The 19,694-nt window shown below is 38.8% G+C and carries 18 protein-coding genes and 1 riboswitch; of the genes, 12 read left to right on the top strand and 6 right to left on the bottom strand.

All coding sequences use genetic code 11. The features are described 5' to 3' along the window. Positions 1–46: 46 nt before the first annotated feature. From AC1M9I_RS09395 to AC1M9I_RS09385, 3 genes are all read right to left on the bottom strand, one after another. On the bottom strand, positions 47–559 hold the full coding sequence (locus AC1M9I_RS09395) for a DUF1543 domain-containing protein (protein ID WP_481593548.1): 513 nt from the start codon (positions 557–559) through the stop codon (positions 47–49). 552 nt (positions 560–1,111) lie between these two features. Then, positions 1,112–2,356, bottom strand: a complete 1,245-nt coding sequence (gene trpB, locus AC1M9I_RS09390; protein ID WP_035265544.1) for a tryptophan synthase subunit beta — start codon at positions 2,354–2,356, stop codon at positions 1,112–1,114. After that, complete coding sequence (locus tag AC1M9I_RS09385; protein WP_092767547.1) at positions 2,337–2,981, bottom strand: phosphoribosylanthranilate isomerase; 645 nt, start codon at positions 2,979–2,981, stop codon at positions 2,337–2,339. Before AC1M9I_RS09385 ends, trpB begins: the two co-directional genes overlap by 20 nt. A gap of 143 nt (positions 2,982–3,124) precedes the next feature. Further along, positions 3,125–3,340, top strand: a riboswitch (cobalamin riboswitch). 37 nt (positions 3,341–3,377) lie between these two features. Here AC1M9I_RS09385 and AC1M9I_RS09380 point away from each other — a divergent pair. The 8 genes from AC1M9I_RS09380 to AC1M9I_RS09345 all read left to right on the top strand — a co-directional run bounded on the left by AC1M9I_RS09380 (position 3,378) and on the right by AC1M9I_RS09345 (position 10,995). After that, entirely contained in the window at positions 3,378–5,225 is a 1,848-nt protein-coding gene (locus AC1M9I_RS09380; protein WP_481610970.1) for a TonB-dependent receptor plug domain-containing protein, read from the top strand. Between the two features lie 96 nt (positions 5,226–5,321). Continuing rightward, a complete protein-coding gene (locus AC1M9I_RS09375) occupies positions 5,322–5,906 on the top strand; it encodes a cob(I)yrinic acid a,c-diamide adenosyltransferase (RefSeq protein WP_481593546.1) in 585 nt (194 codons plus the stop codon). Positions 5,907–6,044: 138 nt separating this feature from the next. Further along, positions 6,045–6,758 carry a glycerophosphodiester phosphodiesterase gene (locus AC1M9I_RS09370; RefSeq protein ID WP_481593545.1) on the top strand — a complete coding sequence of 238 codons (714 nt, stop codon included), beginning with the start codon at positions 6,045–6,047 and terminating at the stop codon, positions 6,756–6,758. Between the two features lie 231 nt (positions 6,759–6,989). After that, positions 6,990–8,156 carry an acyl-CoA desaturase gene (locus AC1M9I_RS09365; RefSeq protein WP_481593544.1) on the top strand — a complete coding sequence of 389 codons (1,167 nt, stop codon included), beginning with the start codon at positions 6,990–6,992 and terminating at the stop codon, positions 8,154–8,156. Between the two features lie 148 nt (positions 8,157–8,304). After that, positions 8,305–9,750, top strand: coding sequence for a protein adenylyltransferase SelO (locus tag AC1M9I_RS09360; RefSeq protein ID WP_481593543.1), 1,446 nt, complete (start codon positions 8,305–8,307; stop codon positions 9,748–9,750). Positions 9,751–9,819: 69 nt separating this feature from the next. Beyond that, positions 9,820–10,188: an MmcQ/YjbR family DNA-binding protein gene (locus tag AC1M9I_RS09355; protein WP_481589239.1), complete on the top strand. Its 369-nt coding sequence runs from the start codon at positions 9,820–9,822 to the stop codon at positions 10,186–10,188. A gap of 383 nt (positions 10,189–10,571) precedes the next feature. Next, positions 10,572–10,715: a hypothetical protein gene (locus AC1M9I_RS09350; protein ID WP_481593575.1), complete on the top strand. Its 144-nt coding sequence runs from the start codon at positions 10,572–10,574 to the stop codon at positions 10,713–10,715. A gap of 16 nt (positions 10,716–10,731) precedes the next feature. Continuing rightward, positions 10,732–10,995 carry a hypothetical protein gene (locus tag AC1M9I_RS09345; RefSeq protein WP_481594985.1) on the top strand — a complete coding sequence of 88 codons (264 nt, stop codon included), beginning with the start codon at positions 10,732–10,734 and terminating at the stop codon, positions 10,993–10,995. Between the two features lie 149 nt (positions 10,996–11,144). Here AC1M9I_RS09345 and AC1M9I_RS09340 read toward each other — a convergent pair whose 3' ends face one another. Both AC1M9I_RS09340 and baeS read right to left on the bottom strand, forming a co-directional pair. Continuing rightward, the gene (locus AC1M9I_RS09340; RefSeq protein ID WP_092767563.1) at positions 11,145–11,831 is read right to left on the bottom strand and encodes a response regulator; all 687 of its coding nucleotides are present in this window, start codon (positions 11,829–11,831) and stop codon (positions 11,145–11,147) included. A gap of 18 nt (positions 11,832–11,849) precedes the next feature. Next, positions 11,850–13,511: a sensor histidine kinase efflux regulator BaeS gene (baeS, locus tag AC1M9I_RS09335; protein WP_035265564.1), complete on the bottom strand. Its 1,662-nt coding sequence runs from the start codon at positions 13,509–13,511 to the stop codon at positions 11,850–11,852. Positions 13,512–13,644: 133 nt separating this feature from the next. Between baeS and AC1M9I_RS09330 the strand changes: the two genes are divergently transcribed. The 4 genes from AC1M9I_RS09330 (at position 13,645) to AC1M9I_RS09315 (ending at position 18,994) form a co-directional block, all read left to right on the top strand. Continuing rightward, positions 13,645–14,271 carry a hypothetical protein gene (locus AC1M9I_RS09330; protein ID WP_481594986.1) on the top strand — a complete coding sequence of 209 codons (627 nt, stop codon included), beginning with the start codon at positions 13,645–13,647 and terminating at the stop codon, positions 14,269–14,271. A gap of 310 nt (positions 14,272–14,581) precedes the next feature. Then, on the top strand, positions 14,582–16,384 hold the full coding sequence (locus AC1M9I_RS09325; protein ID WP_481610969.1) for an acyl-CoA dehydrogenase C-terminal domain-containing protein: 1,803 nt from the start codon (positions 14,582–14,584) through the stop codon (positions 16,382–16,384). Between the two features lie 169 nt (positions 16,385–16,553). After that, positions 16,554–18,335 (top strand): acyl-CoA dehydrogenase C-terminal domain-containing protein, encoded by a 1,782-nt coding sequence (locus AC1M9I_RS09320; RefSeq protein ID WP_481610968.1) that lies wholly within the window; start codon positions 16,554–16,556, stop codon positions 18,333–18,335. Between the two features lie 161 nt (positions 18,336–18,496). Next, positions 18,497–18,994: a phosphate-starvation-inducible protein PsiE gene (locus AC1M9I_RS09315; RefSeq protein ID WP_481610967.1), complete on the top strand. Its 498-nt coding sequence runs from the start codon at positions 18,497–18,499 to the stop codon at positions 18,992–18,994. A 33-nt stretch (positions 18,995–19,027) separates the two neighbouring features. Here AC1M9I_RS09315 and AC1M9I_RS09310 read toward each other — a convergent pair whose 3' ends face one another. After that, positions 19,028–19,495 carry an RcnB family protein gene (locus AC1M9I_RS09310; RefSeq protein WP_481610966.1) on the bottom strand — a complete coding sequence of 156 codons (468 nt, stop codon included), beginning with the start codon at positions 19,493–19,495 and terminating at the stop codon, positions 19,028–19,030. Positions 19,496–19,694 lie beyond the last annotated feature (199 nt).

Here is a 19,694-nt window from a genome sequence, read left to right as displayed (position 1 = left end):
TAGCACATAAATTCATATAGATAGTAAATTTGTTCTTTATTAAAAATTATCCGATCGTGATGTATGTATTTTCCCAGTAACCTTCTTTAAATTGACCCTCAATCAATTGCACATAACGACCATGCACATGATCAATGGCAATACAGTCATCCACATCTAGCACGCGGTCCGTATGTTGTTTATGCCAATCTTTTCCAAAGAATGATTTTCCACGCTCTTTAGCCGATGCAGTATTTAAAGCTGGTACTAATACATAACGATGTAACTCTCCGAACTCATTAACGTGGTACCCACCTAAATTAATCAACCAGAGTTTCATTTCGTTTTCATTAGGAGCTGCATCTGTAAAATGGATTTGGAATTGCTGCTCATTATATTCCACTCCATTTACCTTCGCCCAAGCATCAATATGTAAGCCTTTCTGCTCACCAAACCAAGCATTTTTGAGTTGAGGATAGACTTCTTCCAGTGATTCCCCAACAGCCAAGACCACATCATGCACTTCAGTATTGGCATGTGCATGACGACCACCGAGCATTACAAGAAATAGGCTTGGCATGGTTGATTTCCTTTGGCTTTGACAAGACCATTAATCATACCTGAATTTGGATTTGCCACTACTGAAAAGAATGGATTGGCTGTGTTACTGATTTTTATACAGGGTTTAAAGATTAACCTGACTAATTCAACGATATTGGATACGTGGTGGCGACATGGATGCCCCCCGTTGAGCAGTATTACAAGAATGTAATATCTGCTCAACAGAAAGCCTTCGGTTACTTTGGGCTTTTCCAAAGTAACGTAAAAGTAAGTCCACGAAATACGTCTTCAAACCTGAATCTCAAATAGATTCACCCTCCAAAATGCCTTACTTTTTTCGGTAAAAGTAACAAAACCATTTTGTATTTCTGATGATACTTCCCTGTATCACAGAAATACAGGCTACATCCATGTCGCCGATCCAAAAATCAAATTTTAGGAAAATGTTTTAGCTTTTCTAGAGCGCATAAAAAAAATCGCATCCAATGGCTTAAATGCGATTTTCTAAATAGCACCTCTCCCCTTACGAAGCAGTGCTTCTCATTCCAAAGGGAGAGACTTAAAGGGTGAATTACATTTCTACCATTTCCACGCCATCAATGCGTGCAACTGTCATTAAGTCTTTATCACCACGACCTGAAACCGTCGCAATAATAATTTGATCTTTAGACATCGTTGGAGCCAACTTAGTCACATATGCCATCGCATGCGAACTTTCAAGTGCAGGAATAATACCTTCAATCTTAGTTAAGTCACGGAAGCCTTGTAATGCTTCATTGTCATTAATTGGAACATACTCAACACGCTTCATATCTTTTAAGAAGCTATGCTCTGGGCCTACGCCAGGATAGTCCAAACCTGCTGAAATTGAGTGTGTTTCAATAATCTGACCTTGTGCATCCGACATCAGATAAGTACGGTTACCATGCAGCACACCAACATGACCAGCATTTAATGGAGCAGAGTGTTTACCAGTTTCAATACCGTAACCAGCTGCTTCAACACCGTACATTTTCACATCTTGATCATTCAGGAATGGATAGAACAAGCCCATCGCATTTGAACCACCACCGACACACGCCACGAGGGCATCAGGTAAGCGACCGGCTTGTTCCTGAATTTGACGACGTGCTTCACGACCAATGATCGATTGGAAATCACGTACCAATTGAGGATATGGATGTGGACCTGCAACTGTACCAATCACGTAATAAGTAGAATCGACATTTGTTACCCAATCACGCATGGCTTCGTTCATGGCATCTTTTAATGTTTTAGAGCCACTTTCGACAGGAACAACAGTCGCGCCCAATAAACGCATGCGATATACATTCATCGCTTGGCGTTTCACATCATCTGCACCCATGTATACGACACATTCAAGCCCTAATCGCGCTGCGATGGTCGCTGTTGCCACACCATGTTGACCTGCACCAGTCTCAGCAATGATACGTTTTTTGCCTGATAACTTCGCCAGCAAAGCCTGACCAATCGTGTTATTTACTTTATGGGAGCCAGTATGGTTCAAGTCTTCTCGTTTTAAATAGATTTGTGCACCACCCAACTCCTTTGACCATCGCTCAGCATAATAAAGCGGACTTGGACGACCTACATAAAAAGCGAGGTCACGGTCGAATTCTGCCAAAAACTGTTCGTCATTTTTCATTCGGAAATACAGTTGCTCTAGATCTTCTAGTGCAGCCATTAGAGTTTCTGACACAAAACGTCCGCCATGGATACCGAAATGCCCTTTTGCATCAGGGTATTGGGTATAGTCAATCACTTGATCTTGTTGATTAACGGTTTGCTGATCCACGATGGACTCCTTGCATAAAGCGTTCTACGAGTTGTTGGTCTTTTATACCTTTTGCGGACTCTACACCGCCGCTCACATCCACAGCATATGCTTGTGTTGTAAGAATTGCTTGCTCGATATTGTCAGGGTTTAGTCCTCCTGCCAAGATCAATGGAATATTTAATTTTGGAAATGTTGTCCAATCAAAGCTGTGGCCTGTTCCGCCCTTTAAATCTGGATGCCATGCATCCAACAACACAGCACTCGCACCAAACTTTTGATATTTATTGATTTCCTCAACGATATCTAGTTCTGGTTTTACTTGAATTGCTTTATACCAGCGGCGACCCACTGCTTGAGCAATTTGTTTACACTGTTCTGGACTTTCATCGCCATGAAACTGCAAAATATCTAAAGGGACTTTTTTAAGTATGTTTTGGATCTCTTCGGCTGAACTATTAACAAATAATCCAACTGATTGAATATAAGCAGGAATCGCTTGAACCAACAGTGCTGCTTGCTCAACATCTACGTGTCTTGGACTTGGTGGAAAAAACACAAGTCCTATTGCATCCGCACCAGCTTGCACAACAGCTTGGACATCTTCTAATCGGGTAATCCCACATATTTTTGCACGAGTTCGCATCTATTCTAGCTCTAATCGACCCTCATCATAGCCGATCTATCATTTTTGGGCGCTTCATTGTAAAGCAATTTTTTCATCTTGCGTAAAGTTCACTCAAGAATATTCGGTGTGAAGATTGTTTAAATGAGAAGCGCTCTTTATACTGCGCTCAAATTGCAACAAGTCAAAGCAATCGCTTTAGGGAAGTTGGTGAAAATCCAACACTGCCCCCGCAACGGTAAAAAATGAAAAGCATTTCTCAATAGATTTCTGATTTTTAGAGATTTACACCACTGCATGTCATATGTGGGAAGGTGGAAATGTAAGTAATCCAGTTACTACATTTGAGTCCGGATACCTGCTTGTTGTGTTCTTCCACTCAATCATTCACGGGGAAGTGAATGTATGGAGCATGTTATGTCTATTCAATGTCAACCAACAGCTTTGGTTGGTGCAATCGCTATTGCGATGGGTTTTTCAACGTCTGTAACAGCAACGACTGAAGCTCAAACTTCTGCAAAATCTTCTTTAAGCACGATTGTGGTTACAGCTTCTCGTAGTGAACAAAATATTGAAAATGTGCCTGCGCGGATTTCAATTATTGAGCCTAAAGTTCTAGATCAATCCCCTATTGTATCTTTACCTCACTTATTAATTAATGATGCATCAATCAATATGGTTCAGACTGGCGGATATGGACAGCAAGCTTCTATTTTTTTACGTGGAACTGAGTCTGACCATACTTTAGTCATGCGTGATGGTGTTCGTTTAAATACACCCTCTCAGGGTTCAGCATCAATTCAATTTATTGACACAACAGACCTGAAGCAAATTGAAGTTCTTAAAGGACCGGCATCTGTACTTTATGGTACTGATGCTATTGGTGGTGTCATACAACTTGTATCTAAAACACCGGTAAAAACAGGTGCATTTGTTACAGGCGAAATTGGTGAAAACAAAACTTATAAATCAATTGTAGGTGCCGACTTTGCTGAAAATGGTTTGTATACACAAATTCGCGGTCAACGTTTAGAATCTGATGGCACTGAAGTATTAAGCAACAGTAATCAAAAATATGCATATGATCAAAAAGGATACAGCGCAAAATTTGGTGTCGACAAAGAAGCTTTTTCTGCATCTTTAGATTACAGCCAAAATGAAGGAAATGGTGCTTACAACTTAAACGGCAATTTAGTTTCACAAGATTTTCAAAATGAAATTGTGAACTTAAAGGGTAAGGTTAAAATCACATCAGATCTTGAATTAAATGCCCGTTTATCACAGTTTAAAGATGATTTAGACCAAATGGACAAGCCTGACTTTGTTCACAATACCTCTAAAGAAACTGAAGTTTATGGAAAATGGCAATTCACACCTTCTCAAAATATTCTAATGGGGGTAACTCATAAAAATATTGAAGCAGATATTTTATCTAAAAGTGATTGGGATCCTATGTATGATGTTGAATATAGTCGTAAAAACAACAGCACAGGCTATTTTGCTCAACATCAATACCAAGCAAATAATATCGATGCGCAATTTGGCATTCGCTTAGAAGATGATGAACGTTTCGGCTCACATACCGTTGGTCAAGGGGCTGTAAGATATCACTTTAGCCCATCTACAAGTATCTATACCAATATTGGTAGCTCATTTAGAGCACCAAGTATGAATGATTTATATGCAAAAAATTGGGGTAGCAACCCAAACCTAAAACCTGAAGAAGGCTTTTCATATGAAGTTGGTTTAGATCAGAAAGTTACAGAAAACTCTTTAATTTCTTTATCTGTATATCGTAATGAAGTAGACAATCTGATTACTTCAAAAAATAGCACCCTCATAAATGTAAATAAGTCTAAATTTACAGGTGGTGAAGTTTCTTATAAATGGAATACAGATGATTTATTCTTAAATGCTTCTTACGCTTATGTGCAAGCAAAAAACTTAGAAACAGATGAAGATTTGCAAAAGCGCCCTCGTCAAAAAGCAACACTATCAGCAGGCTTACAAAATGAGGTTTACGGAATTAGCACTTCTATAGTTGGTAGCTCTAAGTCTAAAAGTTACAGCACTCAATACAATAATCCTGGTTATGCAACCATCGATGTAAATGCTTACTGGAATATAAACCCCAATATTAAACTATTCACTAATATTGAAAATATTGGTGATGTTCAATATGAAACTGAATACTCTAGTGGGAATGGTATTTATTACATCAATGGTGGTCGCCAAGCTTCCGTTGGTGTTACGTTCAAGTACTAATTTCATCAACCTATAGCTAAATACTTTTTGAGGATAATGTCACAGCTGTGGCATTATCCTTTTTAAATTGCGATATCTAAATATTAAGGAAATAACATGGGACACCGTTTAAGTAAAATTTACACACGCACAGGTGACTGCGGAACGACTGGACTAGGAGATGGTTCACGTGTACCTAAAGATGATTTACGTATCGATGCGTTAGGTGATGTCGATGAACTCAATGCGACCATTGGTGTATTACGTTCGCACATTGTTTTAAGCAGCATTGAAAACAAAACTCAATGGGATAAATCACTCAGTCTGATACAACACTGGTTATTCGATTTAGGCGGTGAAGTATGTATCCCGGGCTTTAACTTGGTTCAACCAGTATCAATTGAGTTCTTAGAAAAAGATATTGATCGTATGAACGAAGAATTACCCATGCTAAAAGACTTTATTTTGCCAGCTGGTACATTAGTCTGTAGCTATGCACATCAAGCACGTGCTGTCTGCCGTAGAGCTGAACGCAGCGTGATGTCTGTCCATCAACGTGATCAAAATATCCAAGCTACATCATTGCAACTTTTGAACCGCTTATCTGATTGGTTATTCGTCGCATCTCGTACCCTACAACGTGCTGAAGGTGGTTCAGAAGTGCTTTGGCAAAAGAATATCAATGAGACGATTGAGCCCTGACCTTAAAAGTGTAAAAAGTTCTTCATGTTGATTGCCCCATCCACTTAAAATGCTTTTTTGATCAAAATTTTGATTTAAAATCGTCATATTTCATTCATGATTTAGCACTAAAATCACCCTGAAATTTCAGGGTGTTTTATGAAAATAATTGGTCATCGTGGTGCGCGTGGGGAAGCACCTGAAAACACCCTCGGTGGCTTTCAATATATTCAAGATATTGGTATAAGCGCTGTAGAATTTGACGTCCGTCAACTCAAAGATAATGCGCTGATCGTGATGCATGATGATGACTTTATTCGTACTACGGGCCAAGCTAAACATTTATACGAATGTAATGAGCAAGATTTAGCGCAGTATAATCATGCCGTAACGTGGTCTGAATGGAATAAAGTCGAAACTACACCGCTACTCGACCAAACCCTCAAAATTATTCATAATTTTAATCATATTGAAGTTGAGGTCAAAGCTGTTGAATCGATGAAGGCCGCAGAAAAAATTGTCGATGCCTTAGATCAACAATTAATTGGCTTTGAAGATTCAGCCATTATCACCAGTTTCGATCCTAAAATTCATCAAGCCCTTCAAAAGCAAAAATCAAGGTTTAAGCGTGGATTACTGGTTGAAACCGATATAAAGCATGCAGCCATTGATCAAGCTTTGAAATTTGAATGTTGTCAAATTGGTTGGATGAACGAACTTGCTACAAATGAGATCATTGCATCCACACTTTCCGCAAATTTAAATATTAGTATTTGGACAGTCAATCATATAGATCGTGCGAAACAGCTTAAGGATTTAGGAGTCCAAGGCTTAATTACTGATTATCCCAAGTTAATGATGTCTCACCTATAATATATTTAAATTCATAGCTTTAAGTGATTATTTTTCTCTAATTTATTTTTTGAAATTCGTCCAAAGTCGAATTTATACAATTATGTATTCTGTTACGGTTTAAACAATACAACTGTACAATAATGCTAGTGAACACATGTTCGCCCATGTTAGTATTAACGAGTCTAACCTCACAAATTTGTGAGTGGATTTAGTTTTAACCTATTAAAGGTTCTAGGAGTGCTGTTGGAGATGAATGCTCCCCTACCCAAAGCCCCAATCAACTGGATTGCAGTATTTGCATTGGTGTTTTTACCTATTGTCGCCGTTATTGCGATTCCACTTTATTCTTATCATCATGATTTCTCGCTTGCTGCGTGGATCAGTATGTTTGCGCTGTTGGGTCTGAGTAGTCTTGGCATTACCGCAGGTTATCACCGCTTATGGGCACATCGTGCTTATGAAGCGACTGTACCACTCAAAATCATTTTAATGATTATGGGAACCTTTGCTGTACAAAACAGCATTTTGTATTGGGCCTCAGGTCACCGTACCCATCATCGTCATGTTGATGATGTAGAAAAAGATCCCTACTCAATTAACAATGGCTTCTGGTACGCGCACATCGGTTGGATGCTACGCAACTATCCAGCAGCTGAAGCAAATTACAAAAACGCCCCTGATTTATTGGCTGACAAAATTGTCATGTTCCAGGATAAATATTACATCCCTCTCGTGATTGTCGTTCATGCCGCTATTCTTCTTCCTATTGGATGGGCAGTTGGTGATGTCTGGGGAGTGTTATTGTTGGGTGGTTTAATGCGCTTAATTTTAAGCCATCATGTGACTTTCTTTATCAACTCGCTATGCCATATGTGGGGCAAACGTCCTTACACAGATGAAAATACTGCACGTGACAACTTCGTTCTTGCTATTGCGACTTGGGGTGAGGGTTATCATAACTACCATCATATCTTCCAATACGACTATCGCAATGGCGTAAAATGGTGGCAATACGACCCAACTAAATGGTTGATCTGGACGTGTTCAAAACTAGGGTTAGCAAAAAACTTACGACGTATTCCAAGCTTTAATATTAAAAAAGCTGAGCTTGCAATGAAGTTTAAATATGCGCAACAAGATCTCGCTGTCTACGGCCATAACGTGAATGATGATATCGTGACAGTTAAAACAAAAATTGCTCAAGAATATGAAGCATTTACGCAAACTCTAAATGATTGGGCGAAGCTTAAAGAGCAAGAAATTAATGCCAAAAAAGCAGCTGTTGCTGAAAAAATTCACCTAATGGATAGTAAACTGAAAGTTGAATTCCAATTGGTTGAACAACGTTTATCTCATCATAGAGAGACATTGAACTTATTGGTTCGTAATTTAAAGAAATCACCAGTATCTGAATAACTCATTCAAGAGACTCTTCAGTTACTCCAAAGCTCCGTTGATCGGGGCTTTTTTTATTTTTTCGATACCATTTCCAATGTAGCAGTCACAGTTTTATGTATCGAATTTTGCTATAGTCAAAGTTGTTCATCACATTTTGAAAAATTATATGCAGTTCAATTCTCGCTATAACACACTACCCGCTCGACTGTATCATCATCAACAACCTCTTCCTCTAAAAGGGGCTAAACCTGGTCATTTTAATGAAGCACTTGCAGATGAGTTACTGTGGACTCAAGAAGATAAGATGAACTGGGTAGAAATCTGTAGCGGGCAAAAAACTTTTGCTGAGTTTGAACCTTTGGCGATGGTATACGCGGGTCACCAATTTGGACAATGGGCTGGACAGCTTGGTGACGGTCGCGGTTTACTCATTGCTCAAATCCTAGACCAAAATAACAACACGGTCGATTTACACCTTAAAGGTGCTGGCTCTACCCCCTATTCTCGGAGAGGCGATGGTCGTGCAGTGTTACGTTCCGTTATTCGTGAATATTTGGCTGGACACGCCCTCAATGCCCTAGGTGTTCAATCCAGTAATGCGATTGGTTTTGTATCATCAGATCAAGGTGTACAACGAGAAAAACTTGAACGTGGCGCGATGATGTTGCGTACGTGCGAGACACATATTCGCTTGGGTCACTTTGAATGGATTAATCAATTTCAGCCAGATCTACTGCAAGAATTTACGCAAAAGTGCATTGAATGGCACTACCCTGAATGTTTGGAGACAGAACAACCTGTTCTTTCTTTTGCAACTCAAGTCATTCAACGTACTGCGATCATGATCGCCAAGTGGCAACTGATTGGTTTTGCGCACGGGGTCATGAATACTGACAACCTGAATATTACCGGCTCAACTTTAGATTTCGGACCTTATGGTTTTATGGAGCGTTTCCGTCCTAATTGGATCAACAATCATTCTGATTACCAAGGACGCTATACGTATCAGAACCAACCGAGTATCGGGCACTGGAATTTATGGACTTGGTTAAATAGTCTCATTTATCTTTGTCCAGAAAATTATGATCGAGAGCAATGGAAACAAGACTTGTCTTACTGTTTAGAACACTATGAACCAACGTTCCTGGAACACTATAAACTTGGTTTAAGTCAAAAAATGGGATTACCAAGTTTTCATAAAGATAGCTTTGATTGTGGTATGGCTTTTCTACATATTTTACAAACAGAACAACTTGATTACACCCAAAGTTTTATTCGTTTACAGAATAAAGCGTATGAACAAATCAAAGATGATTGCCTTGATCGTATCGCATTTGAGCGGTTTCTTCACCAATATCTCTCAATACGAGAAAATCAAGACACTGACGATCTCGATCAAGCGATGTTAACAGCCAATCCACACTACGTTCTACGAAACCATATGGCACAGAAAGCAATTGAACTTGCTGAACGTGATGATTTCTCTGAAGTTGATCGCTTGTTCAAACTTCTTCAAACACCATACACCAAACAAGAACGTCTTGAACAACCAGAAGACTTAGGCCCTTTAGCTAGTGATGTCCCTGAAATTCAAGTCAGTTGTTCATCATAAGTTATTCACAAACCTCTCTCATTCTGTGGATAATTTAATCATTATCCACAATAACCATTCGTTTTGACTATGCATTTACATCAATTGGCAGCATCACAAGCTTTAAAACTTCCTGAAGTCACTGTCAGTCAACCGTTTGGTGAGGGATGTGATGTTTATAAAATTATGGATAAAGTCTTTTTGCTCGCATTTCATTTACAAGGCAAAGCTGCGATTAATTTAAAAGTCGAACCAGATCATGGACATATGTTAAAAGATATTTATCCTTATATTCGATCTGGATGGCACATGAATAAACGACACTGGGTTTCAATCTATGATGAATCTGAATTGGATGAAGAGCTTATCAAAGATTTGATCTCCAATTCCTATAATCTTGTGGTATCGAAGCTTAAAAAAGCCGAACAAAAGCATATCGCTTTACTCAGAGTCATTTGAATAAAGTTAAAAATTGCTTTTCTATAACAATAATTACGCTAAATTAATAAATAGTAGTAATACGAAAAACTTATTCTATATTTGGGTTATATCATTACAACTCTATGAGTACGATATTTATTATGGATATATAACAACTTTTTGGATTATCAACTCAGATGATCTTAGAGCTAAAACAAGAAATTATTAATAGTGACATTATCGATTGTGGGCCGCGTTTGGACTTAGTTAAACAATGTATTTACATCTCATTTGAGCATGGGCTTGGAGTAAGTGGTTTATTATCTTCAAATCTACCAACACAAGCTATGATTCTACTTAGATGACAATTTGAAGCTGTAGTCAGAGCATATTGGTTATTATTTCTTGCAAGTAATCATCAAATATCAAAATTGCAATTTAGTTACACATTTGAAGAGCAATTTGAATCCGACACATGTCCAATGATTTCTGAAATGCTTGATAAGCTTGGTGCTGCAAACTTACCTGCTCAGCCAATAATTTTGGTGGCTATTCACCCTTTGTGATTTCAAAAAATATCATTTGAAGCAACTTAACTCCATAGTACATACTGTAAAACAGTCATTTACTAGAGATGTTATGGGATATGAAGATGAGATGCTGATCACCTTGATGCGCCAATCAAATAACTTAATAACCGTAGCTGCACAGATAATCTTAAAGCACACAGTTCCTGATAAACAAAAATATATTAGTGTTTTGATCGAAAAATATAGATATTGTTTTTATATGGTTGATGATGTTGATCCTATAGTAAAAGCTAGAGTCGAAGCTTACTTTAAATAAAAATGCGATAGCCACCTCTAATAAGCTCATATCCTAACAAAGTTACATGAAAGTTGCATATGAAATGGCCAATTGTAGAGACCCTAACCAAAACCAACGCACCAAAAAAAAGCGAACTTCTAGATTCGCTTTTTTTTTATCACAAAGAATCAATCTTCAGGATATTCGAAACGATATCCCACCCCATAAACAGCTTGAACCCATTCATGGCGATTACCTGTTTCCGCGGCATCCGAGATTTTACGGCGCAAGTTTTTGATATGGCTATCAATCACACGATCTGCCACTTCAAAACTGTCTGGGTTGATATGATCCAATAATTGCGCACGAGAGTACACCTGACCTACGTGTTCTAAAAATAATTCAAGAAGTCGAAATTCTGTAGGTGTCAAATTTAAAGATTTGTTTTGATACCAAATTCGTTGTTGACCTTTGTCCATACGGAATAAATTATTTTCTTCAGGTTCTGCTTTACGATCTAAACGTCGCAACACTGCTTGAACACGAGCAACTAACTCTTTAGGGCTAAATGGTTTACACACATAATCATCCGCCCCCATATTCAAACCAAGTACACGATCAATCTCTTCCGTTCGTGCTGTCACCATGATAATAGGCAAATCAGACTGCTCACGGACTTTACGGGTGATCGTGAGACCATCCATACGAGGTACCATCAAATCTAAAACCATTAGACTTGGTTTACGTTGTAAAAAGCTATCATAAGCCTCTTGACCATCGTGAAACATACTGACTTCAAAGCCAGCTGCTTCAAGATAATCTCGCACCAATTGAGCAAGTTCTACTTCATCTTCAACCAGCATCACATGTTTCATATGTCACCCTTCTTCAATTTAAAACGATTTCTTTGGAAATGTGAGGATGCAGCGCAATCCACCCAATGGTGAGTGGTCAAACTTCAAGGAGCCCTTCATGCCTTGTGCAATTTTGCACGATAATGCTAGACCTAATCCAGTTCCGCCAGTACTACGTGTTCTAGAATCATCCGCTCGATAGAAACGCTCACCTAAATGAGCCAATTGCTCATCAGTAAGACCTAATGGGCTATCGTCAACAATCACCGACCAAGTCTTATCGTTTTCGATCGTATGCACATGAATTCTTCCACCGGCTTCCGTATAGCGAATGGTATTGCCGAGTAAGTTGACCATAATTTGTTTAAAACGATCTACATCTAATTGTAATTTCGTTCCATGTCCCTCTGCGCTAATCGTGAGATCGGCTTGTTCAAATTTAGGTTTGAAATTTTCTATCTCATTTAACACGACACTCCAAGGGTCAATTTCATTGAAATCGAAATTGAGTTGTTGAGCTTCAGCTTGTGCTAACGCAGCCAAATCTTGTGTTAATTTTTTCAGACTCGAAACTTGTGCCAACATTGAAGCAAAATGTTCAGGCGTTGGTTTACGTATTCCATCTTGCATTGCTTCAATTTGTGCTTGCAAAACAGCCAGCGGCGTTTTTAACTCATGCGAAGTGTCTGCAACCCACTGCTTTCTAGAATTTTCATGCTGATCTAGAATCACAGCTAACTGATTAATTTCAGTCGAAAGATCGCCAAGCTCATCGTTACGATTTACTTTCACCTGATGCTGAAAATTCCCTTTGGTTAATTCTCGTGTTGCATTTAATAAGCGTTGAATTGGCTTTCTAAAATAAGTTGCTAATAATAAGGCAGCAACCAAACTCGAAATAAATGTCAGAATATATATTAAAAATAAATAACGCTTTTGATTGCTAAAGAAATTAATACTTAAAGCATCATCTTGATCTAAAACAGGTCTTAGCCCGAGATACCCCACAATATTGCCATCAACTGTGATCGGTCGATACGACACCATATTCTCTGACGGCTCACCCAAGATAAACTGTTGTTTTGCATCGTATAAGGAAAGTCTAGAGCTTAGACCTAAGTGATCAGACATAGATATAAATAGTTTTTTTCCCTGCTGGTATTCAGAGGTTCTCAAACTTGAAAGCTTATTTTCATGTGATTTATCAGAACTGTTCGTGGTTCTTGTCTGATTCTGATTTGAACTCAATGGAAAACGCAATCCTTCAAATGGCTGAAATGCAGAAGGTAAATTTTCTTCTAAGACTTTCAACTCTTCAGGACTAATGGTTTGCGTTCTTTGCGACTCAATTTCGCTAATTAATGTATGCTCTTTGAAATAACGCTGTTGCAATGCAATATCATATTGGCGACGTAACCACCAACGTGATAGTCGATCATAATCATCGGGTGCAGCTTCACCTTCAATTTGTAAAATCTGAGCTTGAACGGCATTACCCCAATCCTGATAAACAGAGAATACGCCCGCTAAATTATCGATCAGATGATCAAGCTTTTGCATTTCTACATCAGCTACATATTTGGTGAAGTTTTTTTGCATCGTCCAATGCAGCACACTTAAGCTAACCGTCGTAATGAGCAATGTCGTTAACAGTACTGTAAAAAATAAGCGTAGTGCGATTGGTACGCGACGTATATTCAAATTGAACTCACATTATTTCTTCGTTTTTCAGTATTGTATCTAACACTGATTCAAAAAACTCTCCATTGTTTCTTCATCTTTATTATTTAATCTTTACCTATACCGAATCCAAACAACTTTGGGGATAAACATAATGAAAGCGATGAACAAAATTGTATTGGTGACCACTGGTTTAATCAGTATGGGCGCACTTACTGCATGTCAAACAACAACTCAAGCACCTCAAGAAGTTAAAAAGGGTCACTATGATAAAAAACATCATCATAAAGAACGTTTAACACCTGAACAACGCGAGCAATTCAAACAAGCGCGTGCTGACCGTAAAGCGATGATGCAGCAAATTCGTCAAGCATGCGACGGCAAAGCTGTCGGTCAAACTGTTCAAATCAAAACTGATAAACAAAATATTGATGGTACTTGTCATATCCGTTTCGTAGCGGATCGTGCTGATATGAAAAAAATGCATGAGCAAGCACGTGCCCAATTTAAAGCTGAAAAGCCAACTTCGGTCCAAGCTAACCGTTCACAAAAAGGTGAACCTCTCACAGATGCCAAACGTGCTGAGCTTGTTCAAAAATTTGATCAACGTTTGATGCAACAGCAAGTTAGTCAAAATGCAAAACTTCAAGCATGCAATGGGCAAACTGATGGTAAAAAAGTTCAAATCAAAGTGGGTGAACAGACTATCAACGGTGTATGTAAAGTTTATTTCAAACCAAATCAACCACTCGTTAAACCAGACTTAAAAAAATCCGCATAATTCAATTCAACTCACTACTAAGTGATTGAATATAAAAAAGGCGCATGTTGCGCCTTTTTTTATGTTATAACTTATTACGTTTTTGACTATTCTGTTCACATATAATTCACGAAAAAACTTTATACTCTAAATACTTAGCCAAAATTAATATTTTTTCTTTGACTTTACAGTCACACAGAATATGGCTATAAAACTTGTACCAAGCAATAACTTATTGCACGATGTAATAGAACAAAATAGGTGTCGTGGATGACACGACATTTTTTATTAGGATTATAAATCTGGTTTAACCAGTATTGAGGAACCCGATATGCCACAATACAAAGCGCCCTTACGTGATATGCAATTCGTTTTGCATGAATTATTAAATGCTGAAGAACACTTTTCAAAACTCCCTGCATTCCAAGAAAACGTAAGCCGTGAGTTGGTTGATCAATATTTAGAAGCTGCTGCAGATTTCTGTGAAAACGAATTATCTCCACTCAACCAAGTAGGCGACCGTGAAGGTTGTACTTGGAATGATGGTGTAGTCACTACTCCAACAGGCTTCAAAGAAGCATATAAAAAATACGTAGAATTGGGATTCCCATCTTTAGCTGCTGAAGAACAATATGGTGGTCAAGGCTTACCAAACTCTTTAGGCATTATCATTTCTGAAATGATCGGTTCTTCGAACTGGGCATGGGGTATGTACCCAGGTCTATCTCATGGTGCAGTTCGTACAATTGAACACCATGGTACGGAAGAGCAAAAAAATACTTACTTACCAAAACTGATTTCAGGTGAGTGGACAGGTACCATGTGTTTAACAGAATCTCATGCGGGTTCTGACCTTGGTATTATCCGCACAAAAGCTGAACCTAATGCAGATGGTAGCTTTGCGATTTCAGGTGAGAAAATCTTTATTTCCGCTGGTGAGCATGACATGGCGGACAACATTGTTCACATCGTTCTTGCGCGTTTACCAGGTGCTCCGAAGGGAACGAAAGGGATCTCATTATTCATCGTACCTAAGTTTAACTTAACTGCTGATGGTGAAGTTGGCGAGCGCAACGCTGTTCGTTGTGGTTCGATTGAACATAAAATGGGTATCCATGGTAACGCAACATGTGTGATCAATTTTGATCGTGCAACAGGTTACTTGATTGGCCCTGAAAACCGTGGTCTGAATGCAATGTTCACCTTCATGAACACTGCACGTATTGGTACAGCTGTACAAGGTTTGTCTGCTGCTGAATCATCTTTCCAAGGTGCTTTGGCATATGCGAAAGATCGTTTAGCAATGCGTTCACTTTCTGGTCCTAAAGCACCTGAAAAAGAAGCAGATCCTATTATTGTGCATCCAGCAGTTCGTAACTTAATCTTAACGCAAAAAGCATTTGCTGAAGGTGGTCGAGCTCTAGTGTATTACCTCGCTCACTATGCTGATATCGTTGAGAAAGGCGCGACTGAAGAAGAACGTAAATTTGCAGATAATATTCTGTCATTATTAACGCCAATTGCTAAAGCATTCTTAACTGAAGTTGGTTATGAAGCTGCAAACAAAGGCGTACAAGTATTTGGTGGTCACGGCTTCATTTCAGAGCATGGTATGGAGCAAATTGTTCGTGATACACGTATTGCTTGCTTATATGAAGGTACCACTGAAATTCAGGCACTTGACTTGTTAGGTCGTAAAGTACTGCAAACTCAAGGTGCGATGTTGAAAGATTTCACCAAAATCATTCACAAATTTGCTGAAGCAAACAAAGATAATGCAGACTTGAAAGAGTTTGTTGAACCTTTGGCTGCACTCAATAAAGAATGGGGTGATTTAACTATGCAGATCGGTATGCGCGCGATGCAAAACCCTGATGAAGTCGGTGCTGCTGCAGTAGATTACCTATACTTCTCTGGTTATGTAACGCTAGCATTCTTATGGGCTCGCATGGCTCAGGTTGCTCAACAACGACTTGCAGCAGGTTCAACTGAAGTTGACTTCTACAATGCGAAAATCACGACAGCTCGCTTCTACTTCAAGAAGATCCTTCCACGCGTTCGCTCACATGTTGACGTAATTGCAGGTGGATTAGAGCCATTAATGACTTTAGATGCTGAACATTTTGCATTCTAATGATCCACATTAAATATGTGTAAAAAGAAAAAGGACAGTCATAGATTTGGCCGTCCTTTTTCTTTATAAATAATTCGAGATATTAACCTTTAGTCGTCTAACAAGTCCTAATATGCTTCGATAGACTGCTAAGAACTAAAGATATTTAAACAAAAAAAGGTGAACGAAAATGCCAATCTATAATGCGCCTCTTACAGATATGAAGTTCATTTTGAATGATGTATTTCAAGCTGAACAATTTTGGCAATCAAATGAGAATTTAGCTCATGTTGATGCTGCGACAGCTGAAGCTATTTTAGAAGAGATGGCTAAATTCGCTCAAAACGTAACCCTTCCCCTAAATCGCACAGGTGATGAAGAAGGCGCAACTTATAATAATGGATCTGTTACCACACCAGCGGGCTTTAAAGAAGCGTTCCAACAGTATGCAGAAGGTGGTTGGATTGGCTTAGGTGCTGACGAAGAATGGGGCGGCCAAGGCATGCCAAAAATGCTGACTGTGCTTGCAGATGAGATGCTTTTTGCAACCAACCCATCATTTATGCTTTACCCACTTCTTTCTGTGGGTGCGGGTATGGCATTAAATAGCTATGCTTCTCAAGAACAAAAAGAAACCTATCTTCCTAAAATCTATTCAGGTGACTGGTCAGGTACGATGTGTCTCACAGAGCCTCACGCAGGTACTGATTTAGGCATTATTAAAACTAAGGCTGAACGTAATGAAGATGGTACTTACAACATCACGGGTACGAAAATCTTTATTACCGGTGGTGACCATGATTTAGCTGAAAATATTATTCACCTTGTATTAGCAAAAACGCCAGATGCTCCTGCTGGTTCACGCGGTATTTCTCTGTTCATTGTACCTAAATTCTTAGTGAATGAAGATGGTACCTTGGGTGATCGTAACCCTGTAGGCCCTGGTTCTATTGAACACAAAATGGGGATCAAAGCCTCTGCAACATGTGTGATGAACTTTGACGGTGCAAAAGGCTATTTAGTCGGTAAAGAAAACGAAGGTCTTGCTGCAATGTTCGTGATGATGAACTATGAACGTTTGTCCATGGGTATCCAAGGTTTAGGCGCTTCAGAATTTGCTTATCAAAATGCTGCTCAATACGCCACTGATCGTTTACAAGGTCGTAGTGCAACAGGTGTGAAATCTCCGAATAAACCTGCTGACAGTATTCTTGTGCACGGTGATGTACGTCGAATGCTCTTAAATGCTCGTGCGAACAATGAAGCTTCACGTGCATTTGCAGTATATGTAGGTCAACAACTGGATATTACAAAGTTCTCGACGGATCCAGAAGCAGTTGCAAAAGCAAATAATCGCGTTGCTTTGCTCACACCAATCGCAAAAGCATATTTAACAGACACTGCTTTCAATGCGACTCTAGATGCCCAAATGGTCTTTGGTGGTCACGGCTATATTCGTGAATGGGGTATGGAACAATGTATCCGTGATCTTCGTATCTCACAAATTTATGAAGGAACTAACGGCGTTCAATCACAAGATTTAATTGGTCGTAAAACGATTAAATGTAATGGACAATTCATCGCAGAATATATCGAAGAAATTCGTGACTTTGCAAATGCATTAGATGCGGACTTAAATTACATCAAAGATGCCACTCTTGATGCTGCAACTGAACTTGAATCGATTACTCAAGTTGTTCTTGAACGTGCTGCGGAAAATCCTGATTATGCCAATGCTGCTGCGGTGGATTATTTACATGCGGTAGGCTTACTCAGCTTTACCTATATGTTTGCTAAAATTGCTAAAGCTGCGAGTGAAAAATCAGGTGAGTTCTATGAGAACAAATTATCTTTGGTGAACTACTACATCCAACGCGTTTTACCTGAATTAAATACACGTTTAGCTCGCATCAAAGCTAGCTCTGAAATCGTGATGGGATTTAGCGAAGATTACTTCACAAATCAATCATAAGTTTTATCTTAAAAAAGCCTGATTCTTCAGGCTTTTTTTTATCTGAAATTTGCTTATTTTCAAAGCAACTCATAATAGTCTTCTCTGCTTAGGCGTAAGATGAGCATGAATTTTGCATCACTCCAATGAAACCATCAGGTTTTTTCAGAGGAGGAGATGTCATGAGTAAAAAAGATATTAGCGTAGAAAAAATCGAATCCTTATTAGATCGTTTTGGAAATCTAGCAGTTGAGAGCTTCCACTATATTGCGCTTTTTATTATTGGCTGCATGGTTATTTGGTCTGCAGGACATACTGTGATTGATATTCTTACGGTAAAAGAATATGCAACGATTGATGACATTCTGTTGTTATTTATCTATTTAGAGCTAGGTGCGATGGTAGGTATTTATTTTAAGACCAATCATATGCCCGTCAGATTTCTGATCTATATCGCCATCACTGCCCTGACACGTCTGTTAATTTCTGATATTCAACATGACCATAAAGCTGATATTGATTTAGTCATTATTACAGGATCAATTTTAATCCTAGCATTCGCTATATTGGTCGTGCGTTTTGCTTCTTGGAATTTTCCATCAGTGATCCGAGATAAACACCAAGATAAACCTTTACCACTTGGAAAAACACCACGCCCTGAAGATGATGAGTTGGCTTAGATAAAGATGGCTTAGACAAATTGGATCAAGCATCTAACGATCATTTGGCATCTGGATATATCGACCATTTTGGTATATCCAATGCATTCCAACTTGTGGTGCAGGAAGACCATAACGACGCCAATCTGAAATCAGCATATACTGACTCATTTCAATAGTACCACCCTGCCCATTTACGAAGCTTGACTGCTTGCTAGAATATGTCGTCGTGGTCGGTAAAGACTGTTGATAGATCACTGTAATCCCATTCTGCTGCGGATACGCTGGATAAGGAGGATATGGTCGCTGTAATTGAAGTCTATTCTGAGTAAAACGTGGTTGTTGCAATGGGACTGGCTTACTTAGACGATCTGCATTACCAGTATATATTGGAGTCTGTGTTGGTTTTACAGGTCGAACCTTAGAACCTTGGTAATTAGCCCAACTATCTGCAAAAGTATGACTCGTTATTAAAAGAATCACTGAACCCAATAGAGTCTTAACCAATAATGTATTGTTCATCTCTATTACCTCATTCCAAATTTAAGATTACTTTTGTTTTCAACATTCATTCTAAAGCTTAAATATAGATCAATCATGTAGAAATCTTGAACATTATTTAAAATTTTAAATTTAATACTTTAGACCTTTTATTTATCTGCATGAGTCTGTTTGTAAATCTGCTAGACTAACCATTTTTAACTTTGCGAGATTATCCACC

The organism is Acinetobacter sp. ANC_7553, from assembly GCF_056779895.1.
This window is presented reverse-complemented; position numbering and strand designations above follow the sequence as displayed.